Annotated in this window: 21 protein-coding genes and 1 pseudogene; 12 read left to right on the top strand and 10 right to left on the bottom strand. The window is 72.8% G+C overall.

Annotated elements, in window-relative coordinates; all coding sequences use genetic code 11:
• Window positions 1–67: 67 nt before the first annotated feature.
• From TR49_RS43900 to TR49_RS17355, 3 genes are all read right to left on the bottom strand, one after another.
• Entirely contained in the window at window positions 68–2,263 is a 2,196-nt protein-coding gene (locus TR49_RS43900) for a hypothetical protein (protein ID WP_042382724.1), read from the bottom strand.
• A gap of 95 nt (window positions 2,264–2,358) precedes the next feature.
• A complete protein-coding gene (locus tag TR49_RS17350; RefSeq protein ID WP_042382726.1) occupies window positions 2,359–3,510 on the bottom strand; it encodes an acyl-CoA dehydrogenase family protein in 1,152 nt (383 codons plus the stop codon).
• On the bottom strand, window positions 3,507–4,259 hold the full coding sequence (locus TR49_RS17355; protein ID WP_063770111.1) for a TetR/AcrR family transcriptional regulator: 753 nt from the start codon (window positions 4,257–4,259) through the stop codon (window positions 3,507–3,509). Before TR49_RS17355 ends, TR49_RS17350 begins: the two co-directional genes overlap by 4 nt.
• A 138-nt stretch (window positions 4,260–4,397) precedes the next feature.
• On the opposite strand from TR49_RS17355, the gene TR49_RS17360 reads away from it, so the two are divergent.
• Window positions 4,398–5,477, top strand: a complete 1,080-nt coding sequence (locus tag TR49_RS17360) for an extracellular catalytic domain type 2 short-chain-length polyhydroxyalkanoate depolymerase (RefSeq protein ID WP_052434377.1) — start codon at window positions 4,398–4,400, stop codon at window positions 5,475–5,477.
• Between the two features lie 54 nt (window positions 5,478–5,531).
• On the opposite strand, the gene TR49_RS17365 is transcribed toward TR49_RS17360, so the two are convergent.
• Together TR49_RS17365 and vanR-Sc are read right to left on the bottom strand one after the other, a co-directional pair.
• On the bottom strand, window positions 5,532–6,650 hold the full coding sequence (locus TR49_RS17365) for a sensor histidine kinase (protein ID WP_042382729.1): 1,119 nt from the start codon (window positions 6,648–6,650) through the stop codon (window positions 5,532–5,534).
• Window positions 6,643–7,332 (bottom strand): VanSc-type vancomycin resistance response regulator transcription factor VanR, encoded by a 690-nt coding sequence (gene vanR-Sc, locus TR49_RS17370; protein WP_042382730.1) that lies wholly within the window; start codon window positions 7,330–7,332, stop codon window positions 6,643–6,645. The genes TR49_RS17365 and vanR-Sc overlap by 8 nt, the downstream gene beginning before the upstream one ends.
• A 214-nt stretch (window positions 7,333–7,546) precedes the next feature.
• On the opposite strand from vanR-Sc, the gene TR49_RS17375 reads away from it, so the two are divergent.
• Window positions 7,547–8,491 carry an endonuclease/exonuclease/phosphatase family protein gene (locus TR49_RS17375; protein WP_042382856.1) on the top strand — a complete coding sequence of 315 codons (945 nt, stop codon included), beginning with the start codon at window positions 7,547–7,549 and terminating at the stop codon, window positions 8,489–8,491.
• Between the two features lie 164 nt (window positions 8,492–8,655).
• On the opposite strand, the gene TR49_RS17380 is transcribed toward TR49_RS17375, so the two are convergent.
• Window positions 8,656–9,390 carry a nitroreductase gene (locus tag TR49_RS17380; RefSeq protein ID WP_084724970.1) on the bottom strand — a complete coding sequence of 245 codons (735 nt, stop codon included), beginning with the start codon at window positions 9,388–9,390 and terminating at the stop codon, window positions 8,656–8,658.
• A gap of 81 nt (window positions 9,391–9,471) precedes the next feature.
• Here TR49_RS17380 and TR49_RS17385 point away from each other — a divergent pair, with 81 nt between their 5' ends.
• Entirely contained in the window at window positions 9,472–9,936 is a 465-nt protein-coding gene (locus TR49_RS17385; protein WP_042382732.1) for a winged helix-turn-helix transcriptional regulator, read from the top strand.
• Here TR49_RS17385 and TR49_RS17390 read toward each other — a convergent pair.
• Window positions 9,927–10,850 carry a 5'-3' exonuclease gene (locus TR49_RS17390; protein WP_042382858.1) on the bottom strand — a complete coding sequence of 308 codons (924 nt, stop codon included), beginning with the start codon at window positions 10,848–10,850 and terminating at the stop codon, window positions 9,927–9,929. The two genes, TR49_RS17385 and TR49_RS17390, sit on opposite strands and share 10 nt — an antisense overlap.
• Window positions 10,851–11,076: 226 nt before the next feature.
• On the opposite strand from TR49_RS17390, the gene TR49_RS17395 reads away from it, so the two are divergent.
• Complete coding sequence (locus tag TR49_RS17395) at window positions 11,077–11,991, top strand: oxidoreductase (RefSeq protein ID WP_042382734.1); 915 nt, start codon at window positions 11,077–11,079, stop codon at window positions 11,989–11,991.
• A gap of 81 nt (window positions 11,992–12,072) precedes the next feature.
• Here the strand turns inward: TR49_RS17395 and TR49_RS17400 are convergent, their stop codons facing one another.
• From TR49_RS17400 to TR49_RS41565, 3 genes and pseudogenes are all read right to left on the bottom strand, one after another.
• Window positions 12,073–14,223, bottom strand: coding sequence for a S9 family peptidase (locus TR49_RS17400; RefSeq protein ID WP_084724971.1), 2,151 nt, complete (start codon window positions 14,221–14,223; stop codon window positions 12,073–12,075).
• An 82-nt stretch (window positions 14,224–14,305) separates the two neighbouring features.
• Window positions 14,306–15,034, bottom strand: coding sequence for a gamma-glutamyl-gamma-aminobutyrate hydrolase family protein (locus tag TR49_RS17405; protein ID WP_042382736.1), 729 nt, complete (start codon window positions 15,032–15,034; stop codon window positions 14,306–14,308).
• 330 nt (window positions 15,035–15,364) lie between these two features.
• A pseudogene (locus TR49_RS41565) lies at window positions 15,365–16,151 on the bottom strand (FadR/GntR family transcriptional regulator).
• A gap of 82 nt (window positions 16,152–16,233) precedes the next feature.
• Between TR49_RS41565 and TR49_RS17420 the strand changes: the two are divergent.
• From TR49_RS17420 to TR49_RS17455, 8 genes are all read left to right on the top strand, one after another.
• Window positions 16,234–17,607 (top strand): glutamine synthetase family protein, encoded by a 1,374-nt coding sequence (locus TR49_RS17420; protein WP_042382740.1) that lies wholly within the window; start codon window positions 16,234–16,236, stop codon window positions 17,605–17,607.
• An 11-nt stretch (window positions 17,608–17,618) separates the two neighbouring features.
• On the top strand, window positions 17,619–18,998 hold the full coding sequence (locus tag TR49_RS17425) for an aldehyde dehydrogenase family protein (protein ID WP_042382742.1): 1,380 nt from the start codon (window positions 17,619–17,621) through the stop codon (window positions 18,996–18,998).
• Window positions 18,999–19,005: 7 nt separating this feature from the next.
• Window positions 19,006–19,800 (top strand): 3-oxoacyl-ACP reductase, encoded by a 795-nt coding sequence (locus TR49_RS17430; RefSeq protein WP_042364311.1) that lies wholly within the window; start codon window positions 19,006–19,008, stop codon window positions 19,798–19,800.
• Between the two features lie 148 nt (window positions 19,801–19,948).
• Entirely contained in the window at window positions 19,949–20,260 is a 312-nt protein-coding gene (locus TR49_RS17435) for a hypothetical protein (RefSeq protein WP_236653408.1), read from the top strand.
• A gap of 9 nt (window positions 20,261–20,269) precedes the next feature.
• Window positions 20,270–21,469: a glutathionylspermidine synthase family protein gene (locus tag TR49_RS17440; protein WP_042382746.1), complete on the top strand. Its 1,200-nt coding sequence runs from the start codon at window positions 20,270–20,272 to the stop codon at window positions 21,467–21,469.
• A gap of 36 nt (window positions 21,470–21,505) precedes the next feature.
• Entirely contained in the window at window positions 21,506–22,465 is a 960-nt protein-coding gene (locus TR49_RS17445) for a DUF2510 domain-containing protein (RefSeq protein WP_160311614.1), read from the top strand.
• 199 nt (window positions 22,466–22,664) lie between these two features.
• A complete protein-coding gene (locus tag TR49_RS17450) occupies window positions 22,665–23,093 on the top strand; it encodes a DUF7144 family membrane protein (protein WP_042382747.1) in 429 nt (142 codons plus the stop codon).
• A 43-nt stretch (window positions 23,094–23,136) separates the two neighbouring features.
• Window positions 23,137–23,877 carry an SseB family protein gene (locus tag TR49_RS17455; RefSeq protein ID WP_042382752.1) on the top strand — a complete coding sequence of 247 codons (741 nt, stop codon included), beginning with the start codon at window positions 23,137–23,139 and terminating at the stop codon, window positions 23,875–23,877.
• Window positions 23,878–24,024 lie beyond the last annotated feature (147 nt).

Raw genomic sequence — 24,024 nt, forward strand, 5'->3', positions numbered from 1 at the left:
ACGGGAGGTACGACGGCGCGCGTGCGGGCGACGGGCGTCGACGGGCTCGTCGGGCTCGACAGGTGGGCTAGTGCGAGAACCTGGCGGCCGCCTGCAGCAGCGCGTCGACGTCGGACTGGGTCGACCGGCCGGCGAGCCCGCGGAAGGCCTGGGCGATCTGCTCGTCCCAGTACGCGTCGGCTTCGGTGAGCGGGTCGTTGTAAAGCCAGAGCAGCAGCACCAGCTTCGCCGTCGGCGCTTCGACGTCGCTGCGCCAGCGCGGCTGGTCCACCAGCCGTTCGTAGGAGGACCGCAGCGTCTCGTGGAGCGGTAGCGCGGTGGGCGCCGAGGTGACGTACCACAGCCGCTCGACCCAGGCGGAGTGCCGGTCCTGGTCGAAGGTGGCAGCCATGATCCGTGCCACAGCGTCGAACTGATGCAGTGCCAGCTCGTGGAAGAGCACTCTGTCGCCGGTCGCGTCCTGGGGCCGCAGCCGCTGGAACGCGCGCCGCCAGGTGTCGTTCGGCGCGGTCGGCCAGGTCGTGAGGTCCGGCGGGTTGAGGCCCGCGGGGCTGTCGGCGGCGGCGAGGCCGGTCAACAGGCACTCCCGCAGCCACGGATGGAGGACGGGGCGCCGGGCCTGGCGTGTGCGCGACTCCGTCGGCGACGGCGTGACGGCGCTGACCCACAGGTGCTTGCGCAGCGACTGGAGGGTGCCGTTCAGGCCGGGGACGTCGGCGGGCAGCCGGGCGTCCTCCGCGGCACGCGGGTCCGCCAGGTAGGCCGCCGCGGCCACCGTGTCCGGCAGGTTGACCCAGTGCCGGTCGGGGACGTCGATCTCGCCGGACAGGTGCGCCAGCCCGTGCCGCCACAGCGGCGCGACGGCGCCCTCGTGGTCCGTGTTCCGCAGCATCAGGGCCCCGAGGGGGCGCGAGCCGAAGGGGCGCGAACGCGGCGCGGCGTGCCGTTCCAAGTCCTGGTCCAGCGCGTCCTCGAAGGCGTCCTGGCCGCCCCGGTGGCCCGCGCACAGCAGGTTCGTGGCCTCGTCGACGCTGCTGCCGGACCGCGTCGACGTCCCGGTTCCCGGGGGCCCGGCGCGGTGCGCGCCGTCGAGCCACACGGGCAGCCAGGCACCGGTGCCCGGTCCCGGGCCGTAGCCGTTCTCGTCCACGGCGCCGTTGGCGCTCGGGGATTCCCAATGGGCACGGCTGACGTGGGAGAAGGTCGGGATCACGGCACGGTGCGCGCCCGGGGAGGCCGTCGCCCACGGCTCGAGCCAGTGGTGGCGCCACTCGTCCTGCCACTGGTTGAAGGCGGCGACCACCAGCAGCGGGTCGTGGCCGTGGCCCTCCGACGCGGCCGCCTCGGCGGAGGCAGAGGAGGAAGCGGAGGCGGCGCGACGCTGCCGGGCGGCGGTGAGCGCGGCGAGGAAGGCGCGGCCGGGTTCGGTCTGCGCGTTGTCGACGAGCAGCACCCAGGCGTGGTGGTGGCGGCTCCGCCCGTGCCGGTCGGCCGGATCGGCCGGTATGTGGCAGCGGCAGCTGACCGGGATCGTGCCCCGGTGGGCGTTGGCTGTCAGATCGGCGAGCAGCGCGTCCATCAGCTCGGCCGCCGCGTCCTTGGGCCGGGCCTGGCTGAGCGCGATCAGCGCGTCGATCGGATCGGCGGACTCCGCCGCGCGGGTGCGGCCGTGGTAGCCGATCCCCTTGCGCACGCCCAGCAGGGACGCCTTCTGGGAGAGCAGCCGGGTGAGGGCCTTCGCGGTGTCGCGGGCCGGCGGCACGAACCTGCCGAGGCCCGGCAGCGTCGACGAGGTGAGGTCCGCCGCGATGTCCAGGCCCTGCTGGGCCGCCTGGGCGGTGCGGGCGGTGGCCCGGCCGGCCCGGGTGTTGTCGGCGTACTCCTGGATCCGCGTGCCCATCTCCGCCAGGGCCCGGGTGCGGTCCGCCGGCAGGGCGGGTAAGTCCCGTGCAAGGTAAGCGAGTCGGAAGCGGTGGAAGCTCGGCGGCTGCTTGAGGTGCTGCCAGGCCCGGGTCATGTCGAAGGCGATCCGGTTGGCCGCCACCGGGATGACGTCGTCGCCTTTCGGCAGGGCGGCGCAGTCGAGGATGCTGTGCACGACGCTCCCGCCGCACTCCTGCGAGAGCATCCGTAACATGCCGCTCTTGCCGGAGCCGCGCGGGGCGAGCAGGGCGACGAACGGATCCGGCCGTTGCCGCCCCTCTCGCTGCCACATCGTCCGGTTGAGGAACTCCTCCGCAGCGCGCTGTGCGGTGACGCTCACCCTGGCTCTCCCCCTCGCCGGCAGATCGGCCCGGCGCCGCGATCTCAGCGGTGCATCGCGCGCGAAGTTAGCACGCACTCAAGGCATCTGACAGGTCATTGGCCAAGGTCGAGGGAGCGGCCGATGATCTCCTTCATGATCTCCGTGGTGCCGGCGTAGATCCGGGTGACCCGGCTGTCCTGCCAGGCGCGGGCGATCGGGTACTCGAGCATGTAGCCGTAGCCGCCGTGGAGTTGGACGCACGCGTCGACGACCCGGCCCTGGAGCTCGGTGCACCACCACTTGGCCTTGGCGGCGTCCACGACCGTCAACTCGCCCTCGTTCAGGGCGAGGACGCAGCGGTCGAGGTAGTGCTGGGCGATCTCGATCTCGGTGGCGATCTCGGCCAGTCGGTGCTTGACCACCTGCTGGGCGCCGATCGGCTTGCCGAAGGCCTTGCGCTCGCGGACGTAGGCGACCGTCCACTCGAACGCCGCGGCGGCCTGGGCCAGACCGGAGACGGCGACGGAGATCCGCTCCTGCGGCAGGTTGCGGGTGAGGCCGAAGAAGCCCTCGCCCTCCAGGCCGATCAGGTTGGCCACCGGCACGCGGGCGCCGGTGAAGACGAGCTCCGCGGTGTCCTGGGCGTGCAGGCCGACCTTCTCCAGCTTGCGGCCGCGCTCGAAGCCGGGGGTGTCGCGCTCGACGACCACCAGGCTCAGGCCGCGGTGCGGGTGCTCGCCGGTGCGGACCGCGACGACCACGAGGTCGGCGTTGACGCCGTTGGTGATGAAGGTCTTCGCGCCGTCGATCACGTAGTGCTCGCCGTCGCGGACCGCCCTGGTGCGGATGCCCGCGAGGTCCGAACCGGTGCCGGGCTCCGTCATGGCGACCGCGGTGACCAGCTCCCCGGAGGCGATGCCCGGCAGCCAACGCTCCTGCTGCGCCTCGGTGGTGAGGTCCAGGAAGTACGGCAGGCAGACGTCGGCGTGCAGCGCCGGGCCGAGGATCGCGGGGGAGACCCCGAGCCGCGCGGCCTCCTCCTGGAGCACCACGTTGTAGCGGAAGTCGGCGATGCCCGCGCCGCCGAACCGCTCCGGCACCGCGATGCCGAAGGCGCCCAGGCGGCCGAGCCCCGCGAACAGCTCGCGCGGAACGATGCCGGCCCGGTCCCACTCGGCGTAGTGCGGCACGACCTCCTTGTCCAGGAAGGCGCGCACGCTCTCGCGGTAGGCCTGGTGCTCGGCGTCGAACAGGATCCGCTTCATCGTCTCTCCGGGCGTTCGGTGCGTCGGGTGCGTTCGGTGCGTCGGGTTTGTCGGGTGCGTTCGTCGGTTCGGTGGGGACGGTCCGGCAGGTGTGGTTCCGGGACGGCGTCGGCCTCGGCGATCCGCAGGGCGAAGCGCGCGTACTGGTCGGCGACCTGCTCACGCCCGTAGCTCTGGTCGGGGCCGAACCAGTGTGCGACCTGCACGCCGAGGGCGCTGATCGCGGTGGCGGCCAGCGGCAGGTCCTCGACGGCGAACTCGCCGTCCCGCGTCCCGCGTTCGAGGAGGCCGAGCAGCAGCCGGCGGCAGCCGGCGCGCAACTCCAGGGAGGGTGCCGCGAGTTCGGGCGACAGCGCGTGCAGTTCGCTGTTGGTCACGACGGCCAGCAGGGGGAAGTCGGTGTGCAGCAGCACGTGGGCCCGGACCAGTGCGGTCAGGCCGGCGGCGGCGCCGTGGCCCTCCGCCCCGGCGACGGCCTCGGTGAGCCGGTCGTGCAGTTCCTGGTGCCCGATCCGGACCAGCTCGGCCAGCACGTGCTCCTTGGAGGGGTAGTGCGCGTACAGGGTGGCCGAGTTGATGCCGACGACGGCGGCGATCTGCCGAATCGAGGCGCCGGCGAAGCCCGCCTCGGCGAAGAGTTCGAGGCCGGCCCGGAGGATGCGCCCCTTGGTGCCCGGCGGCGTGACGCCGACCGGCAGCACGGCCGCGACCGCGACCACGCGCCGGTACTCCCAACCGGGTGCGTCCATGTCGTCTCCGTTCCCACCGATCGATCGGTTGACACCGTAGCGCGGAAGCCGGATGGTAACGGGCGAACAGCAGAACCAATCGATCGATTGGTTGGAAGGTTGGAAGGCGTCCACTGGAACCGCGACGAAGGAGTCCGCGTGCCAAGGAAGCTCCGCTCTCTGCTCCACCGTTCGCTCCGCCCCTCGTCCCGCCCCTCGCTCCGCCACCGCAGCCGGGCCGTCTCGCGCGGGCGCTCGGTCGCCGCCGTCCTCGCGGCGGCGGCCCTGGCCGCGCTCGGCCTCGCCGCGCCCGCGCGGGCCGAGGCGCCGCCGTTGCCGCACCTGAACATCACCGCCGACTACGTCACCGGCGTCTCCTCCGGCGGCTTCATGGCCACGCAGCTCCAGGTCGCCTACTCGGGCACCTTCCGCGGCGTGGGCGTGATCGCCGCCGGGCCCTACGACTGCGGCCAGGGGAACGTCATCGAGTTCGCCACCTGCGACCTCGGGCTCGGCGTCGGCACCCTGGAGAGACAGGCCCAGACCTGGGCGTCGCAGGGCCGGATCGACCCGGTCGGCAACCTCGACGGGCTGCCCGTCTACACCTACCACGGCACCCTGGACCCGATCGTCAACCCGCTGGTCTCCGCAGCCGGCGTTGCCTTCTACCAGCACTTCGGCGCGGTGACGACCACCCACGACCGGGACCCGGCCGGCCACTCCTGGCCCACGCCCGACGGTGTCGTCCCCTGCCCGCTGACCTCGCCGCCGTTCCTCAACGACTGCGGTGACGACCCCGAGGGCGAGATGCTCACCGCCTGGCTCGGTCAGGTGAACCCGCCCGACACCGGCGCCCCGCGCGGGACGCTCCTCCATTTCGACCAGAACGCCTACGTTCCGGGCGGCTACGGGCCCTTCCTCTCCATGGACACCACCGGCCAGCTCTACGTCCCGCCCGGGTGCGCCTCCGGTGCACCGTGCCGCCTGGTCGTCGCCCTGCACGGCTGGATCTCCGCACAGCAACTGCTCGGCACGGCCTTCGCCGACCACGGGAACCTGGACACCTATGCCGACACGAACAACCTGGTGATCCTCTACCCACAGGCGGTCTCCAGCCTCCTGCCCGTCAACCCGCAGGGCTGCTGGGACTGGTTCGGCTACGACGGCTCCGACTACGCGGTCAAGTCCGCCCCGCAGATGCGCGCCATCGTCGCGATGGTCCACGCGCTCGGCGGCTGAGCCCCGCCACCGCCGCCGACCGCCTGCCCGGTCCTGCCGCGCGGGGCAGGCTCGTCAGTCGGCGGAGTGCGGGTCGGGCGCGGACAGTTCCACCGTGATGCGCAGCCCGCCGGCCGGGCGCGGGGTGAGGGTGAGCGTTCCGTCGTGCGCCTGGGTGATGCTCCGGACGATCGCCAGACCGAGGCCGACGCCCGCGTGGTCGCCGTGCGCGCGCCCGGTGCCGCGCTGGAAAGGCTCGGTGAGGGTTGTGGCCGGCTCCGGGTCGACCGGCCCGCCGGTGTTCTCGACCGTGAGCACCGCACCGCTGTCCGGGCGGACGTCGGTGCTCACCCACACCACGCCCTGCTCGGGCAGGTTGTGGACGATCGCGTTGTGCAGGAGGTTCGTGACCAGCTGGAGGAGCAGGGCGTGCGATCCGGTCGTGGGGGTGATGCCGCCGAGGGTCTCGATGGTGACGCCGCGCTTCTCAGCGAGGGGCAGTAGCGTCTCGGCGGCCTCCTCCGCCACGAGGGACAAGTCGACGTCCTCCCGGGCGAAGGACCGCTGCTCGGCGCGGCTGAGCAGGAGCAGCGCCTCGGTGAGCTCGATCGCCCTGGTGTTGACGGCGCTGAGGCGGTCGAAGACCTCGTCGACGTCTCGGTCCGGATCGGCGCGGGCCACGTCGAGGACGGCTTTCGAGATCGCCAGTGGCGTGCGCAGCTCGTGCGAGGCATTGGCGGCGAATCTCCGCTGCTCGGAGACGTGCGCCTGGAGCCGCGCCAGCATCGTGTCGAAGGCGTCGGCGAGTTCGCGGAACTCGTCCTTCCGGCCCGGCAGCCGGACGCGGTGGGAGAGCGATCCGGTCGAGGCGAGGCGGGTGGCGTCCGTGAGACGGGACAGCGGTGCGAGCATCCGGCCGGCCAGGAGCCACCCTCCCACCAGGCCGAAGACCAGCAGGAACGCCAGCACCGCGGCCGCCCTCGGGGCGAACACGTGCAGCAGGTTGGACCGGACGGGGAAGACGCCGTTGGTGGTGCCCCCGGTGGAGCCGGGGATGATGAGCGCCCGCACGGGGACGTAGCGCAGCAGGAACAGCCACACGGCAGCGAGCAGCAGGACGCCGGCCAGCATCAGGAACCCGGCGTAGCTGAGGGTGAGTCTGAGCCGGACGCTCGGCCCGCGCCGTCTATCCACGCTCGCCGTTCCCGTTCCGCCCGCCTCGGTCGACGCGGTAGCCGACGCCCGGCACGGTGGCGATGATCGACGGCTCACCGAGACGCTTGCGCAGCGCCGAGACGGTGATCCGCACGGCGTTGGTCAGGGGGTTGGCGTTCTCGTCCCACGCGCGTTCCAGGAGTTCCTCGGCGCTGACGACGCCGCCCTCGGCGGCGACCAGGACTTCGAGCACGGCGAACTGCTTCCGGGTGAGCGCGACATAGCGGCCGTCCCGGTAGACCTCGCGGCGGAACGGGTCCAGACGCAGGCCGGCGATCTCCCGGACGGGCGGTCGGCTGTGGGCGCGCCTGCGGTCGAGCGCCCTGAGCCGGAGGGCGAGTTCCTGGAGCTCGAAGGGCTTGGTCAGGTAGTCGTCCGCGCCGAGCTCGAATCCGGAGGCCTTGTCGTCGAGACGGTCGGCCGCGGTGAGCATCAGGATGGGCATGCCGCTGCCGGAGGCGACGACGCGCCGGGCGATATCGTCACCGGACGGTCCGGGGATGTCGCGGTCGAGCACGGCGATGTCGTACGCGTTGACGCTCAGCAGCTCCAGGGCGGTGTCGCCGTCACCGGCGATGTCGGCGGCGATCGCCTCCAGACGCAGCCCGTCACGGATGGCCTCCGCCAGAAAGAGCTCGTCCTCGACGATCAACACGCGCATGGTCCCGATGCTACGAGCCGCCGCATATCGTCGGCGTATCGGGAATCCCATACGCGCCGACAACACCCGGCCGCCTTGAATGGCCGGCATGAACCGCATCGTGTCATCAGCGCCGACGGCGAGCAGCCCGGAGACCCGCGCCGGGGCCTGGCGTGCGCGCCTCCACCGGGCGAAGCGCGCCGCCTCCCGGCCCGGGCCCTGGAAGCGCGGCCGGATGCTCGCCGCGTCGGCGCTGCTGCTCGGGCTGCTCATGCTGCTGCACGCCCATATTCCGAACGGGTGGACCGGCAATCTCGGCAGCCTGGTGGAGACGCTCCTGCCGTGGTTCGGCCTGTTCGTCCCGGTGCTGCTGGCCGGGGCGCTGTGGCGTCGCTCCGCCGTCGCGATGGTCGCGCTGCTGCTGCCGGTCACGGTGTGGCTGAACCTCTTCGGCGGGCTGCTCGGCGACCGGTCCCACCCGGGCGGCGACCTCACCGTGGCCGAGCAGAACGTCAACGCGGGCAACCCCGACCCCGCCGCCACCGCACGCGCCCTGGCCGCCTCGGGTGCGAGCGTGCTGGCGCTGGTGGAGCTGACCCCGCAGGCGACGCCGCTGTACGAGAAGGGCCTGGCCAAGGCGTACCCCTACGACACGGTGCAGGGCACCGTCGGGCTGTGGAGCAAGCTGCCGCTGTCGGACACCCGGCCGATCGACATCGTGGACTACGGTCCGCTGGCGGCCACCAAGCCGGCCGCCGAGAAGCTGGCCGCGAACCGCGCCCTGCGCACCACCGTGGCCACGGCCCACGGGCCGCTCACGGTGTTCGTGGCCCATTTGGGGTCCGTCCGGCTGATGCCGCGCGGCGGCTTCTGGATCGCCTCGCGGGACACGGACGCGCAGACCCTGGGCAAGGCGATCGCCGCCGATCCGAGCCCTCGCGTGGTGCTGCTCGGCGACCTCAACGGCACCACGGACGACCGTGCGCTGGCCCCCGTCACCGCACTGCTGCACTCGGCCCAGGACACGGCCGGGGACGGCTTCGGCTTCACCTGGCCGGCGAGCTTCCCCCTGGTGCGGATCGACCAGGTCCTGTTCCGCGGCGTGAAGCCGGACAGCTCGCGCGTCCTCCCGGCCGACGGCAGCGACCACCTGCCGGTGGCGGCCACGATCAGCTGGTGAACCACCGCGCCTGCCGCACCAATACCGGCGCCCGGCAAGCGGCCACCGGTCGCCCACGACCGCTGACCGGCCCGAACATCGGGGGTCCCTCACCGGGCCCGAAATCGGGATGTGGAGCCGGCACATGAGGCATCCGCTCGGCGCAACGCACTCCACCCACAGCCCTAGCTGAGACTCCAGGTGACCACCTCGTCGAGCTCGGCGCGCGAGGTCCGGAAGGCGTTGACGGGGGCGGCGGGGTCGGCGTAGCCGAAGGAGATGCCCAGCACGAAGCGACGGTTCTCGGGGATCCCGAAGTGCTCTCGCACGAAAGGGGAGTAGGACGCGAGCGCGGCCTGCGGGGCGGCGGCCAGGCCGAGGCTCTGGGCGCCCAGCAGGAAGGTGCTGACATACAGGCCGCAGTCGACCGCGCCGTAGACGCCGAGGTCGGCCTCGGTGGTGACGACGGCGACGTGGGGCGCGTCGAAGAGCTCGAAGTTGCGCAGCATCTGCCGCACGCGTCCGTCGGCGTCGTCCTTGCTGATCCCCAGCGTGTCGTAGAGCTGGAAGCCGCACTCGCGGCGGCGGTCGCGGTAGACGCCGGCGTACTGGGCCGGGAAGTCGAAGTCCGTTGCGGGCGGCTGGGACCGGACGTGCTCGGCCAGCTCCTCGCGGAACCGCTCCGTGCCCCTGCCGCTCGTGACGACCACCTGCCAGGGCTGGGTGTTGCACCACGACGGTGTGCGCTGGGCCATGGTCAGCAGGCGTTCGATCTGCTCCTGCGGGACCGGGTCGGGGAGGAACTTGCGACAGGTCCAGCGGTCGTCGAGCAGGCGCGACAGCGTCGTGAACGCGTCGGTCGTGAACGCGTCGCTTGTGGACGCCTGGCTTGTGGACGCCTCGGCGGAGCTGGGGCTCATGTCTTCTCCACATGGTCTCGTTTCGAGACCCGACCCTAGAGGATCCGGTCTCGAATCGGAACCACTTGGTAGCATCGGCCCATGCGCTACGAGGACTTGGCCGACGAGCCGTGCTCGATCACCCGGCCCCTCGTCGTGCTCGGTGACCGGTGGACCCTGGTCCTGCTCAAGCACTGCTTCAGCGGCGTCCGCCGGTTCAACGCGTTCCGTACGGCCATGGGCATCTCCCGCAGCCGGCTTCAGGACCGCCTCGACCGGCTGGTGGAGCACGGGATCCTGGTCCGGCAGCGCCCCGAGGACAGCACCTACGACGAGTACCGCCTCACCGACAAGGGTCTCGCGGTCTACCCGATCCTCATGGCGATCAGGGACTGGGGCGACGCCTACATGGCCCCTGACGGTCCGCCTGTTCGCTACCGCCACCGGGACTGCACCGGCGAGGCGCACGTGACCTTGGCGTGCGACGCCTGCGGCGACACGATGACCGCGAGGGACGTGACCCCGGAGCTCGGCCCCGGCCTGGAGGGCAAGCTCGGTCAGGACTGAAGCGTTCGAGCGGCGAGTGCGTCGACGACGCGCTGGAGGGAGCTGCCGAGGCCCCAGCGGGAGGCGAGGGATTCGAGGGCCATGGGGTCGAGCGGCTCGGTGGGCAGGGTCGTGTCGACGCCCGGGAGGGGGATGTCGGTGGCGACGCGGACGACCTTGGGGGCGACGGCGAGGTAGGGGCCGGCGTCGATGATGCGCTTGCGCTGGGTCGGGGTGAGCTTGGCGGCCGGGTCGACGGCCGCGGCCTGGATGCCGGCGAGGTCGCCGAACTGGGCGAGCAGCTTGGCGGCCGTCTTCTCGCCGACGCCGGGGACGCCTGGAAGGCCGTCACTCGGGTCGCCGCGCAGGGCGGCGAGGTCGGCGTACTGCGCGCCGGCCACCGCGTACTTCTCCATCAGCAGGGCGTCGTCGGTCATTTGGAGGGTGCCGACGCCCTTGAGCGGATAGAGCACGCGCACACCGCGGGCGTCGTCGACGAGTTGGAACAGGTCCCGGTCGCCGGTGACGACGTCGACGGGGCCGGTGGCCTGCGCGGTGAAGGAGCCGATGACGTCGTCCGCCTCGTAGCCCGGCACGCCGACCCGGGCGATGCCGAGGGCGTCGAGGACGGCGGTGATGACGGGGATCTGCGGGGAGAGGCTGTCCGGCGTCTCCTCCTCGCCGGCCTCGGCCAGGGCCGGGTCCTCGGCGACCCGGTGGGTCTTGTAGCTGGGGATGAGGTCGACCCGCCACTGGGGGCGCCAGTCGGCGTCCATGCAGGCCACGAGTCGGCCGGGGGCGTGGTCGGCGACCAGCCGGGCGATGAAGTCGAGCAGCCCGCGCACCGCGTTGACCGGCTCGCCCTGCGGGGACCGGACCGAGTCGGGCACGCCGAAGTAGGCACGGTAGTAGAGGCTCGCGGAGTCCAGCAGCATCAGTGTGGGGGCAGCGGTGGCGCCGGGCGCGGTTCGGCTCATGGGCTCATCTTGCCGCAACCCACCGACAGCACCGCGCTGGACGCGGCCTGGGGCGGCGTCGAGGCGCCGCTGAGCTGCCGCTGAGCTCGTCTGCTTGACACCGTGCGGACGCGGGAGGAGCATCGGGCGCACCCCAGTGTAAACAGTGTTCACTTTCTCTCGTCCCGAATCCGGAGGGCCCGCGATGGCCTGGAATGCAGCCGACGTCCCCGACCAGACCGGCAGGGTGGCCGTGGTCACCGGCGCCAACGGCGGCCTCGGGCTGGAGACGGCCAAGGTGCTGGCGGCCCGAGGTGCCACGGTCGTGCTCGCCTGCCGTGACCCGAAGCGGGCCGCCGCCGCGGCCGAGGTCGTGGGCGGGCAGGGCGGCGGCAAGGCGGAGCTGCTCGCGCTGGACCTGGCCTCGCTGGCCTCCGTGCGCGAGGCGGCCGCCGAACTGCGGGAGCGCTTCGACCGGATCGACCTGCTCGTCGACAACGCCGGCGTCATGTTCCCGCCCTACGGGAAGACGGCCGACGGCTTCGAACTCCAGCTCGGCACCAACCACCTGGGGCACTTCGCCTTCACCGGGCTGGTACTGGACCGGCTGCTGGAGGTGCCCGGCTCGCGCGTCGTGGTCGTGGCGAGCCTCGCGCACCAGTTCGCGCGCGGCGGCGTGAACTTCGACGACCTCCAGTCCGAGCGCGGCTACAACCGCATCACCGCCTACGGCCGGTCCAAGCTGGCCAACCTGCTCTTCGCCTACGAGCTCCAGCGGCGCCTCGACGCCGCCGGAGCCCGGACCGTCGCCGTCGCCGCGCACCCCGGCTACTCCAGCACCGAGCTGACGCGCCATCTGCCCGCATGGATGCAGCCCGCCAACCGGGTCCTGGTCGAGCCCTTCCTCGCGCAGCCCGCCGAGCAGGGCGCGCTGCCGTCCCTGCGCGCGGCGACGGACCCGCAGGCGCAGGGCGGGCAGTACTACGGCCCGAGCGGCTTCCAGCAGATGCGCGGCGCGCCGAAGCTGGTCCGCTCCACGCCCGCCTCCTACGACACCGCCGCACAGCAGCGGCTGTGGACGGTGTCGCAGGAGCTCACCGGGGTCACCTTCCCGGTCTGACCTCCGCAGGGTGAACGGCCGGGCGAACCACCGGGCGAACCACCAGGCGAACCACCGGGCGAACGACCGGGCGAACGGTCGTCAGACCAGCTCGGGGCGCTGCCACTCCTCGCCCAGCACGTGGTGGGCGAGGAAGGCCAGCACCGTGCTGTACCAGACCTTGGCGTTGTTGGGCTTGAGCACCCAGTGGCCCTCGTCCGGGAAGTACAGGAACTTCGCCGGGACCTCGAACCGGGTCAGGTCGCTCCAGAGCGCGATCGCCTCGTTGATCGGAACCCGGTAGTCCTTGTCGCCGTGCACCACCAGCATCGGCGTGCGGATCTTGTCGGCGCGCCGGTGCGGCGAGGAGCCCTCGTAGCGCTGACGCTGCGTCAGCGGGTCGCCGAAGTGGCGCCGCCAGTAGAACGACGCGTCGGTGGTGCCGGCGAAGCCGTCCAGGTTCCACAGGCTCGCGTGGGTCACGATGGCCTTGAACCGGTCCGTCTGCGTGGCGATCCAGTTGGCCATGTAGCCGCCGAACGAGCCGCCCATCATGGCCGTGCGGGTCGCGTCCAGGTCCTCACGGGCCAGCGCCGCGTCGGTCAGCGCCAGGACGTCCCGGTACGGGGCGCCGCCCCAGTCGCCCCAGCCGCGCGCGTGCATGTGCGGGCCGTAGCCGGTGGACAGGGCCGGGTCCGGCAGCAGCACCGCGTAGCCGGCCGCGGCGGCGACCCAGGGGCTCCACCGCCAGGTCCAGGCGTTCCAGCTCATCTGCGGACCGCCGTGGACCCAGAGCAGGAGCGGCGCGGGCTCCGCGGCGGAGGCGGACTCCGGCAGGACCAGCCAGGCGCGCAGCGGCTGCCCGTCCTCGGCCGTGGTCTCCACCTCGACCAGGCGGCCGGGCACCGTGCCGACGTCGCCCGGCGCGCGCAGCACCGTCGGGGTCTGGTCCGCCAGCGCGGCGTCCAGACGCACCGGCGTCGGCGGCGAGTCGATCGCGCTGCGCAGCGCGAACAGGGTCGACCCGTCGGGGGAGACGCGGAGGCCCGTGTAGGCGCTCGACCCGACCACGGCGGTCAGCCGGGTGATCGTGCCGTCGGCGGTGTCGAGCCGGAAGATCGGCGAGCGGCCCAGCTCGTCGGCGACGAAGTACACGACGGTGTCGCCTGCGACGGGCGAAACGGTGACGCCGCTCGGCCAGTTGGCGAAGCCCGGCGCGACGTCGTGCCCGGGGTCCTGCGCGTCGGTCGCGTCCCTGACCAGCCAGAGCGACGCGTGGCTGCTGTTGTCCCAGTCGCTGGGCGTGGAGTGCCGGCAGAACAGCGAACGGGAGTCGGCGGTGAAGACCGGGTCGCTCAACTCCGCGTCGGGGGAGCCGATCCGGCGCAGCTCCTTGCCGGTGGCCGCGTCGGCGACCACGATCGTCTCGCGGAACTCGCCGCCCGGGTAGGGCGTGAGGACGGTGTAGGCGACGAGCGAACCGTCGGGCGAGACGGTCACACTCGGCTCGTGGACGGTCGTGGGGCCGCAGTCGACGACGGACACGGGCGCGGTCCCGGCTGTGGCTCCGGCTTCGGCTGCGTCGGCGGCGGCGTCGAGGTCGGCGCCGGAGAGCGCGAAGGCGTGCGGGGTGTCCGGGCCGAGGTCGTGGTCCCAGTAGCGCACGAGCGGGGTCTCGTGCAGGACCGCCGAGACCTTCGCCTCCTTGCGTGCCTTGCGCAGCTTCGCGTCGCCCTCGGCGTCCGCGGCGCCCGGCAGCAGACCGGAGACGACGGCGAGCCGGTCGGCCGCGCGGGCGGCGGCGAACGCGCCCACGCCTCCCGGGCGGGTCAGCAGCCGGCGCGCCTCGCCGCCGTCGGCCGGCAGCGCCCACAGCGCAGCCTCCCCCTCCTCCGGCTCGTCCTTGCCGGGGTCGGCGACGGGCCTGGCGGAGAGGAAGAGCAGCGTCCCGTCGGCCCGGAAGACCGGGGCGGACTCGCCCTTCGCCGAGCGGGTCAGCCGCCGCGCGGGCCGCTCGCCCTGCGGGTCGATCTCCCACAGCGAGGAGAGGTAGCGGGTCCCGTCGGCGGAGAGCTCGGCGAGGGAGACGACGAGCCGGCTCCCGTCGGGTGAGAGGTCGAGCCCGCCGATCCGGGGGACGGCGAGGAAGGCGTCGAGCGAGTGGAACGGGGTGGCGGCGTCGGTCGGGCCGGTCGGGCCGGACGGTGACTGCGACTGCGGTGCACCGCTGTCGGTGCTGTTGGTCGTCGGCATGCGCACAGTCTCGTCCGCCCGGACCGGCCTGGCGAGAGGTTTCGCCTTTGTCTGTGATCTTTCTGCGGGACCTGCCGTGGGGTCAGCGTCCCGAGGCCGCGGCGACCAGAGCCTGGGCGAGCCGCGGGTCGTCGTCCTGCTCCGGGTGCCACTGGACGGCGAGGAGGAAGGGCGAGTCGGGTGCGGTGGACTCCAGCGCCTCGACGGTGCCGTCCGGAGCGTGGGCGGAGACCCGCAGGCCCGCGCCGAGCGTCGCGACGCTCTGGTGGTGGTAGGTCGGGACGTCGAGCTTCTCGGTGCCGAGGATCTCCGCGGTCCGGGTGCCCGGAACGGCGGAGACGATGTGGCGGCCGTACACGCCGGGGACGGGCGAGTGGTCCTTGCTGCCGCCCAGCACGTCGGGCAGATGCTGCGTCAGGGTGCCGCCGAGCGCGACGTTGAGCAGCTGCATCCCCCGGCAGATGCCGAGCAGCGGCACACGCTGCTCGATCGCGGCGTGGATCAGGGCCGACTCCCAGGCGTCGCGGGCGAGGGAGTCGCCGTCCGGGGTCTGCGTGTGCGGATCGGCGGCCGCGCGGTAGCGCGCGGGCGCGACGTCCGGTCCGCCGGCGATGACGACTCCGTCGAGCCTGGAGACCGCCTCGGCGGCGGCGTCAGGCTCCTCGTCCGGCGGCAGCATCGCCACGAGCCCCCCTCCCGCCCGCACCAGCGCGGCGTACTGCCGCGGCAACAGCTCCGCGGGGGCGTCGTGCCAGACGCCCCAGGAGGCGCGCGAGACATACGTGGTGACACCGATCAGGGGGCGTGACACGAGAGGAACCTCCGGGGTTGACGGGTGTGTGGTGAGGGGGTTGCAGCTCGTCAGTTGCGGGGTCGGAACCTGCGCGAGCCCGCCGCGTGCGGGGAACGGGCCGGTGGTCGTCGGTAGGCCTGGCTCCGCGTCCGCGGGTGCCCACCGGGCCGGAGCCGGGCGGTGCCGGTGGGCGCGACGGCGGTACCGGTGTCCGACCCAGCCGCGCGGGCGCGAGCCGCCTCGGCTCGCCGCGCCCCTGCGGAAGGGCGGTGGAGGCCGCGCCCGTGCGGGATGGCCGCGGTGCGGTCCGGGCCTCGGTTCGGGGCCTGGCGCACGGGTGGCGCGCCGTCATGACAGGAACCCGCGGAGCAGGGCGGCGGTGCCGGCGAGGTGTTCGTGCATGGCGGCGCGGGCGCGCGGGGCGTCGCCGGAGAGGATGGCGTCGACGAGTTCCTCGTGCTGGCGCTGGGAGTGCTGCAGGTTCGGCGGCAGCAGGGGGATGCAGTCGAGCAGGTCGTTGACCGTCGCGCGGACCGCCGCGTACTGCGTGGCGACGGACGGGCTGCCGCTGAGCTCGGCGATGGCGAGGTGGAGACGGGTGTCGACGCGCCGGTACTCCTCCAGGGAGGCCGCGCCCGTCTCGGTCAGGAGCTGCCGCAGCCGTTCCGCCTCCGCTCCGCCGGGCGTCCGCTCCGCGCACAGCTCGGCCGCGCCCAGCTCCAGGACCTGACGGAACAGCAGCGTGTCCTCCAGGCGGTCGCCGAGCTCCTCGACGCGGCGGCGCAGCTCCTCGCCGCCGCTCGCCGCGGCGGGCGACGGCGGGGGCGAGGACGAACGCGCCGCCGTAGCGGCCGCGGCGGACCTCCAGGACGCCCGCGTCCTGCAGCACCTTGAGGGCCTCGCGCAGCGTCACCCGGCTGATCTGGAGGCGGTCGGCGAGCTCGCGTTCGGGCGGCAGGCGGTCGCCGACCGGCACCAGGCCGAGCCGGATCAGCTGCAGCACCTTCTCGACCGTCTCCTCGAAGGTGTTGCCGGAGCGCACAGGGCGCAGCACCGCGGCATACGGATCGGCGTACGCATCCGCCTCGCCGGCCGACTGGGCCCCTGCCTCGCCCGACGCGCCATTTTCGATCATGGCACCCCCTTCCCTTCCAATGGTACAAGGCCATACCTTTAAAGCGCCCGACCCGGTCCAGATGCACCCGGAGGCACTACTCATGACTTCTCACGCGCCCGCCCGCCGGGGACTGCTGAGCCTCGACGCGCTGCGCGATCTCATCGCGTCAGGAGAGATCCACACCGTAGCCGTGGCCTTCACGGACATGCAGGGCAGGCTCCAGGGCAAACGCTTCGCGGCCGGTCACTTCCTCGACGAGGTCGTCGCACACGGCACCGAGGGCTGCGCCTACCTGCTCGCCGTCGACGTGGAGCTCAACACCGTCGACGGCTACGCGATGGCCTCCTGGGAGAGCGGCTACGGCGACTTCGTCCTCCAGCCCGACTTCCGCACCCTGCGCCGCCTGCCCTGGCAGCCGGGAACCGCGCTCGTCACGGCCGACCTGGCCTGGGAGGACGGCACGCCCGTGCCCGCCTCGCCGCGCCAGATCCTGCGGCAGCAGCTGGACCGGCTCGCCGAGCTCGGGCTGACCGCCTGGGCCGGGACGGAGCTCGAGTTCATCGTCTTCCGGGACACCTACGAGCAGGCCTGGGAGCGCGGCTACCGCGGACTGACCCCGGCCAACCAGTACAACGCCGACTACTCGCTGCTCGCCACCGCCCGGATCGAGCCGCTGCTGGCCCGGATCCGCAACGAGATGGGCAGCGCCGGCATGGTCGTCGAGTCGGCGAAGGGGGAGTGCAACCTCGGGCAGCACGAGATCGCCTTCCGCTACGACGACGCGCTGACCACCTGCGACCAGCACAGCGTCTACAAGACCGGCGCCAAGGAGATCGCCTCCCAGGAGGGCATGGCGCTCACCTTCATGGCGAAGTACAACGAGCGCGAGGGCAACAGCTGCCACGTCCACCTCTCGCTGCGCGACGCCGAGGGCCGGGCTGCCTTCGCCGACGGACAGGGCCACATGAGCGACCTCATGCGGCACTTCCTGGCGGGCCAGCTCGCCGCCATGCGCGAGCTGACGCTGCTCTACGCGCCCAACATCAACTCCTACAAGCGGTTCCGCCCCGGCTCCTTCGCCCCGACCGCCGTGGCGTGGGGGCGCGACAACCGCACCTGTTCGCTCCGCGTCGTCGGCCACGGGCCCTCGCTGCGCTTCGAGAACCGCGCGCCCGGTGGCGACGTCAACCCCTACCTCGCCGTCGCCGCCATGATCGCCGCCGGCCTGCACGGCATCGAGCAGCGCCTCGAACTGCCCGAGCCCTGCACCGGCAACGCCTACGACGCCGACTACGCCCACCTGCCGACCACCCTGCGGGAGGCGGCCGAACTGTGGGCGGCGAGCGAGCTGGCCAAGGCGGCCTTCGGCCCCGAGGTCGTCCAGCACTACGCCAACATGGCGCAGGTCGAGCAGGACGCCTACGACACCGCCGTCACCGACTGGGAGCGCTACCGCTCCTTCGAGCGCATGTGAGCCGTGAAAAGATGACTGACGTTCTCTCTGATGTTCTGCGGGTATTGAATCCCGCCACCGAGGAGCTTGTCGCCGAAATCCCGGCCACGTCACCCGAACAGGTGGACGCCGCGGTCGAACGCGCCGCGAAGGCCCAGGAGAGCTGGGTCTCCTTCGCCCCCGGCGACCGCGCCCGGCTGCTGCGGCGCTTCGCCGACGGCGTGGACGCGGCCGTGGACGAGCTGGCCGACCTGGAGGTCACCGAGGCCGGCCACACCCTCGGCAACGCCCGCTGGGAGGCAGGAAACGCCCGTGACCTGCTCGAATACGCGGCCGGCGGTATCGAGCGGCTGATGGGCCGGCAGATCCCGGTGGCCGGTGGCCTCGACGTCACCTTCCACGAGCCGATCGGCGTCGTCGGCGTCATCGCGCCGTGGAACTTCCCGATGCCCATCGCCGCCTGGGGCGTCGCCCCGGCGCTCGCGGCCGGGAACGCCGTCCTGCTCAAGCCCGCCGAGACGACCCCGCTCACCGCGCTGAAGCTGGAGCGGATCGCGCTGGACGCCGGACTGCCCGAGGGCCTGTTCCAGGTGCTGCCCGGCCACGGCCGGATCACCGGGCAGGCCATCGTGGACCACCCGGACGTCCGCAAGATCGTCTTCACCGGCTCCACGGGCGTCGGCAAGCAGATCATGGCCCGCTGCGCCGACCGTCTGAAGCGGGTCACCCTCGAACTCGGCGGCAAGAGCCCCAACATCGTCTTCGCCGACGCCGACCTGGCCCGCGCCGCCGCCGCCGCGCCCATGTCCTTCCTGGACAACAGCGGTCAGGACTGCTGCGCCCGCACCCGCATCCTGGTCCAGCGCGAGGTCTACGACGACTTCCTGGCCCTGGTCGCCCCCGCGATCGAGGCCGTCCGCGTCGGCGACCCGCGCGACGCCGCCACCGAGATGGGTCCGCTCATCTCCGCCGTCCAGCGCGAGCGGGTCCGCTCCTACCTGACCGATGACGTGCCCGTCCTCGCGCAGGGCAGCGCCCCCGAGGGTCCCGGCTTCTGGCAGGCCCCGACGCTGCTCGCGCCGACGGACCCCGGCAGCCGCGCCGCCACCGAGGAGATCTTCGGCCCGGTCGCCGTCGTGCTGCCCTTCACCGACGAGGCCGACGCGCTGCGCCTGGCCAACGCCACCCGCTACGGCCTCTCCGGCTCGCTGTGGACCCGTGACATCGGCCGCGCGCTGCGCATGGCCCGTGGCGTCAACGCGGGCAACCTGTCCGTCAACTCGCACAGCTCCGTGCGCTACTGGACGCCCTTCGGCGGCTTCGGCGAGTCGGGGGTCGGCCGCGAGCTCGGCCCGGACGCGCTCGCGCACTTCACCGAGACCAAGAACGTCTTCATCAGCACCGAGGAGTAGGAGAGCCGTGACCACCGAGAACACTGAAGAGGTCGTCTGCCGTCGGCTGGTGGGCCGCACCGCGGTCGTGACCGGCGCCGGGTCCGGCATCGGTCTCGCCACCGCCCGCCGCCTGGCGTCCGAGGGCGCGAACGTGGTCTGCGCCGACGTCGACGAGACCGCGGGCAAGGCCGCCGCCGAGGAGGTCGGCGGGCTCTTCGTCCAGGTCGACGTCACCGACGCGGAGCAGGTCGAGGCGCTGTTCAAGGCCGCCTTCGACACCTACGGCAGCGTCGACATCGCGTTCAACAACGCCGGCATCTCGCCGCCCGACGACGACTCCATCCTCACCACCGGCCTCGACGCCTGGCGTCGGGTCCAGGAGGTCAACCTCACCTCCGTCTACCTGTGCTGCAAGGCCGCACTGCCGTACATGCAGCGGCAGGGCAAGGGCTCGATCATCAACACCGCGAGTTTCGTGGCCAAGATGGGCGCGGCCACCTCGCAGATCTCCTACACCGCCTCCAAGGGCGGCGTGCTGGCGATGTCCCGCGAGCTGGGCGTGCAGTTCGCCCGTGAGGGCATCCGCGTCAACGCGCTCTGCCCGGGGCCGGTCAACACCCCGCTGCTGCAGGAGCTGTTCGCCAAGGACCCGGAGCGCGCCGCGCGCCGCCTGGTGCACATCCCCGTCGGCCGCTTCGCCCACGCAGAGGAGATCGCGGCCGCGGTCGCCTTCCTGGCCAGCGACGACTCCGCCTTCATCACCGCGGCGGAGTTCCTCGTCGACGGCGGTATCTCCGGCGCCTACGTCACGCCGCTGTAGGCCTGACCGATGCAGGCCTGACCTGCCCGTTCCCCTGCCCTGGGGCGGTGGCTAGAATCGCCGCCGTCCCAGGCTCGGTAAAAGAGGGGTAAGAGGCCACGTCATGGCGCCGGACGGCAGCAGACCCACCCGCAAGCGTTCCCGGAGCGTGGCACTCGGAGCGGTGGGCTCCCTCGCGCTCGCGCTCACCTCGTGCTCCGGGCACGCCGACGAGCGCTGCGTCGACACCACGAACTACAAGACCGTGGCCGACAAGTACTGCAACAACGCCGCCGGTCACGGGTATGCCGACAGCGACCGCTACCAGTGGTACGCCGCCGGGGGCGACTCGACCTACGTGCACGGTTACCACCGCTCCTACGGATCGGGCTCGCGGGGCGGCAGCGACGACGGCTCGGGCAGCCACGGCATCAGCCGGGGCGGCCTCGGCGGCCACGGCGACGGCTCGGGCGGGGGCTGAGCAGCCGTCATGCAGCGTCACAGGATCGACCCCCGCCCGGACTGGCAGCGGATCGTCGAGGAGCAGGGTCTGGTCTACCCGCTCACCCGCTACCCCGACGACAGCCTGCGCCCGTACTGGGACGAGTCCGCGTACTACTCCTTCTCCCTCGCCGAGGTCGAGGCGATGGAGGACACCGTCGAGGAACTGCACGAGCTGTGCCTCGAGGCCGCCGAGCACATCGTCGCGAACAACCGGCTGCGCGAGCTCGGCATCACCGACCCCGGCCTGGCCGCGCTGGTGCGCCGCTCCTGGTGGGAGCGGGACAGGCAGCCGAGCCTCTACGGCCGGTTCGACCTGCGCTACGACGGCACGGGGCCCGCCAAGCTGCTGGAGTACAACGCCGACACCCCGACCAGCCTGCTGGAGGCCGCCGGCCCGCAGTGGTTCTGGATGGAGGACCGCTTCCCCGGCGCGGACCAGTGGAACTCGATCCACGAGCGCCTGGTCGAGGCCTGGCGCCGTCAGGCCCACCTGCTCGCGCCCGGCCCCGTCCACTTCGCCCACTCGCGCGACGACGTCCTCGGCGAGGACCAGCTCACCACGGCGTACCTGCTGGAGACCGCGCAGCAGGCCGGACTGGCCACGGTCCCGATCGCGATCGAAGACGTCGGCTGGGACTCGCTGTCGCGGCGCTTCGTCGACGAGCAGCTGCGCTTCATGCGCACGGTCTTCAAGCTCTACCCGTGGGAGTGGCTGGCGAGCGACGCCTTCGGCGGCCACGTCGTCGACACGGCCGACCTCGGCGGCGGCGCGGGCGGCACCTGCTGGATCGAGCCGCCGTGGAAGATGCTGCTCTCCAACAAGGCGCTGCTGGCGATCCTGTGGGAGCTCAACCCCGGGCACCCCAACCTGCTCCCGGCCCGCCTCGACGGCCCCGGCGACATGACCCGCCACGTTGCCAAGCCGCTGCTGGGCCGGGAGGGAGCGGGCGTGCTGATCACCGACGGAACCGGCGCGGCGCCGCGACCCGACGAGGGCGAACGGTACTGCTGGCAGGAGTTCGCCCCGCTGCCCGACTTCGACGGCAACCGCACCGTGCTCGGCGCCTGGGTCGTGGACGGCCAGGCCGCCGGGCTGGGCATCCGCGAGTCGGCGGGCCTGGTCACGGACGAGTACGCGCGCTTCGTCCCGCACGTCATTCTCGACCGAACCGACAGCGCAGGCTGATCGGATGCTTATCGCGTTCCGGGTACGGTGCCGGGTGTGAGTGAGACTGCACCCCCGCCCGCGGGCTGGTACCCGGACCCCAAGCCCGCCGACCCGGCCATGCCCGGCGAACGCTGGTGGAACGGTTCCGAGTGGACCGTCAGCACCCGCACCGACGACACCACGGTGTTCATCTCCGGTGAGCCCCCGGCCGCCAAGCCGGTCCGCCGGCCCGGCCCGCTGCTGGTGGGCGCGGTCGCCGCGGTCGTCGGCATGGGCGTCGGCTCGCTCGTCACCTACTTCGCGATGGACGGCAACGGCCAGAGCAGCACGGCCGCGAGCACCCGCCCGTTCGCCGGCGGCGGCAACCAGAACCAGAACGGCGGCGACGGGCTGAACCCCTTCGGGGGCGGCGGTAACGGCGGCAACCAGAACGGTGGCGGCAGCCAGAAGGGTGGCGGCGGCTCCGGCTCGGGCCTCGCCGTGGACGTCGTCGACGGCGTCAGCATCCCACTCCCGAGCGGCTGGACCGGCGGCACCACCACCGACGGCCACGCCTCGGGCTCCTTCGGCAGTTACACCTGCGCCGGCTCCAGTGGCAGCTCGGGCGGCTCCGGCGCCAGCACCTGCTCGTACGCGGGCGCCGACACGGAGACCCTGAAGACCCCCGTCAGCACCGGCGCCCAGACGGCGGCCGAGCAGGACATCACCGCGGCCGTCAAGGAGTCCTACGGCGACGTGACCGGCCATCAGGTGCTCCAGGAGAAGGCCGTCACCGTGGCGGGCCGCTCGGGTTACCTGGTCCGCTGGCAGGTCGACGCCAAGGTCGGCAACAACGGCACGGTGGAGACGGTCGTCTTCCCGGACAAGGCCGGCGACAAGCTGATCGCCCTGCACCTCGGCTTCGACATCGCGAGCAAGGCGCCGAGTGTCTCCGTCATGGACCAGATCGTCTCCGGCGTCACCGACTTCTCCGGCGGCTCCCTCGGCGGCGGCCAGGCCCCCGGCACCAGCTGAGCCCTCTCCTCTCCTGCCCTCTCCTCTCCGGCGAGGCCGGTCCACCCGGTCAGCCCCGCCGGACTGGCGGGCCCGCGGTGATCGCCGGAGGCTGGCAGGTGCGCGCGCCGTTCGGAGGCCGACGCGTGGCGTGCGCCGCCGTCCGCGTTCCGGCGGGGCCGGTCGTGCGCGTCGCGGTACCTCACGGAGGAGGTTCACGATGGCAGCCACATCCAGCGAGGCGGGGTCCAGGCCCTCCGGGCGGGGAGGCGGCGGGGCAGCCGCCGCAGCCACCGTCTTCGCCGGGGTCCTGCTCCTGCTCAACGGGATCCTGGGCATCCTGCAGGGTGCGAGCGCCGTCTCCAAGGACAAGGTCTACCTCGTCACGGCCCGCTACCTGTACCAGTTCGACCTGACCGGCTGGGGCTGGGTCCAGATCGGCCTCGGGATCGTCGCGGTCCTGGTCGGAGCGGGACTGCTGGCCCGCCAGGGGTGGGCCCGCTGGGCCGGCGTCGTCATCGCCGCGCTCAGCCTGGTCGGCCAGTTCCTCTGGCTTCCGTACTACCCCTTCTGGGCCGTCGTCGTGATGGCGATCGACATCTTCATCATCTGGGGCCTGACCAGGCCCACCGCGTACCGGGACTTCTGACCCGACGCCGGGAGCCGCCCCGCGGGTCGCGTAGGCTCGCGGGGTGCAGCGCAAGAACATCCCTGACCCGGGGTTCGCGGGTGACGACGGTTCGGCAGACCCTCAGCTGGCGGCGGCGCTCGGGGCGTACGCGTCCGAGCGGACGGCCGAGAACGAGGAGCGGGTGCTCGCGCTGCTCGCGACCGCCCGGCTGATGGTCCCCATCGTCGCGGTCCTCGGCGAGGTCGAGACCGACGAACACGGTCTGAAGCACGAGAAGACCAGCGACATGGCCGTCCCCACGATCCAGGCCCCCGACGGCCGCAAGGGGCTTCCCGCCTTCACCTCGCTGGCCTCCCTGGCCGCGTGGCGCGCCGACGCGCGCCCGGCACCCGTCCCCGCGTCCCAGGCCGTCCAGGCGGCCTGGTCCGAGCAGGCGGACGCCCTGCTGATCGACCTGGCGGGCCCGGTCTTCTTCGAGCTGAGCGGCGCGGCGCTGCGCGCGGTCGCGGAGGGTCGCGCCCATGTCGCCGCGGTCCGCGACCCCGGCGTCGCGGACGAGCTGCGCGCGATCCTCGGCAAGCACGCGGTCGTCCTCCGCGCGCACCTGCTCGCGAGCGGACAGGCGGACGCCCAGCTGGTCCTCATCGTCGCCCCGGACGCCACCCCTGACGCGCTCCAGGCGGTCGCCGCGAGCCTCACCGAGAGCGAGCTGCTCCGCATCCGCCTCGACGGCGGTCTCGACCTCGCCGTCGTCGCCCCGGGCGGCAACGAGCCGGCCGACCCCTTCTACGCGCAGCGCTGAGGGCGCGGGGCTCTGCTGATATGCGGCTCCGCCGCGCCGGCGCGAGAAACCACCGGCGTGCGGATGACCCTGCGCGCCCCGGACCATCGGCTCATCGGATGGGGGCACCTCCCGGCCGAAGGCTGGGGGATTGTCGCGCAGCTCCCC

The sequence above is a fragment of the Streptacidiphilus melanogenes genome (assembly GCF_000787835.1).
Taxonomy (GTDB): Bacteria; Actinomycetota; Actinomycetes; order Streptomycetales; family Streptomycetaceae; genus Streptacidiphilus; species Streptacidiphilus melanogenes.

What these genes read in the sequence shown, in the direction of transcription:
- TR49_RS17350 (WP_042382726.1), bottom strand. Translation starts at nt 3,510, where the DNA reads ATGAAGCGGATCCTGTTCGACGCCGAGCACCAGGCCTACCGCGAGAGC.
- TR49_RS17355 (WP_063770111.1), bottom strand. Translation starts at nt 4,259, where the DNA reads ATGGACGCACCCGGTTGGGAGTACCGGCGCGTGGTCGCGGTCGCGGCC.
- vanR-Sc (WP_042382730.1), bottom strand. Translation starts at nt 7,332, where the DNA reads ATGCGCGTGTTGATCGTCGAGGACGAGCTCTTTCTGGCGGAGGCCATC.
- TR49_RS17375 (WP_042382856.1), top strand. Translation starts at nt 7,547, where the DNA reads ATGCTCGCCGCGTCGGCGCTGCTGCTCGGGCTGCTCATGCTGCTGCAC.
- TR49_RS17380 (WP_084724970.1), bottom strand. Translation starts at nt 9,390, where the DNA reads ATGAGCCCCAGCTCCGCCGAGGCGTCCACAAGCCAGGCGTCCACAAGC.
- TR49_RS17385 (WP_042382732.1), top strand. Translation starts at nt 9,472, where the DNA reads ATGCGCTACGAGGACTTGGCCGACGAGCCGTGCTCGATCACCCGGCCC.
- TR49_RS17390 (WP_042382858.1), bottom strand. Translation starts at nt 10,850, where the DNA reads ATGCTGCTGGACTCCGCGAGCCTCTACTACCGTGCCTACTTCGGCGTG.
- TR49_RS17395 (WP_042382734.1), top strand. Translation starts at nt 11,077, where the DNA reads ATGGCCTGGAATGCAGCCGACGTCCCCGACCAGACCGGCAGGGTGGCC.
- TR49_RS17400 (WP_084724971.1), bottom strand. Translation starts at nt 14,223, where the DNA reads ATGCCGACGACCAACAGCACCGACAGCGGTGCACCGCAGTCGCAGTCA.
- TR49_RS17420 (WP_042382740.1), top strand. Translation starts at nt 16,234, where the DNA reads ATGACTTCTCACGCGCCCGCCCGCCGGGGACTGCTGAGCCTCGACGCG.
- TR49_RS17425 (WP_042382742.1), top strand. Translation starts at nt 17,619, where the DNA reads ATGACTGACGTTCTCTCTGATGTTCTGCGGGTATTGAATCCCGCCACC.
- TR49_RS17440 (WP_042382746.1), top strand. Translation starts at nt 20,270, where the DNA reads ATGCAGCGTCACAGGATCGACCCCCGCCCGGACTGGCAGCGGATCGTC.
- TR49_RS17450 (WP_042382747.1), top strand. Translation starts at nt 22,665, where the DNA reads ATGGCAGCCACATCCAGCGAGGCGGGGTCCAGGCCCTCCGGGCGGGGA.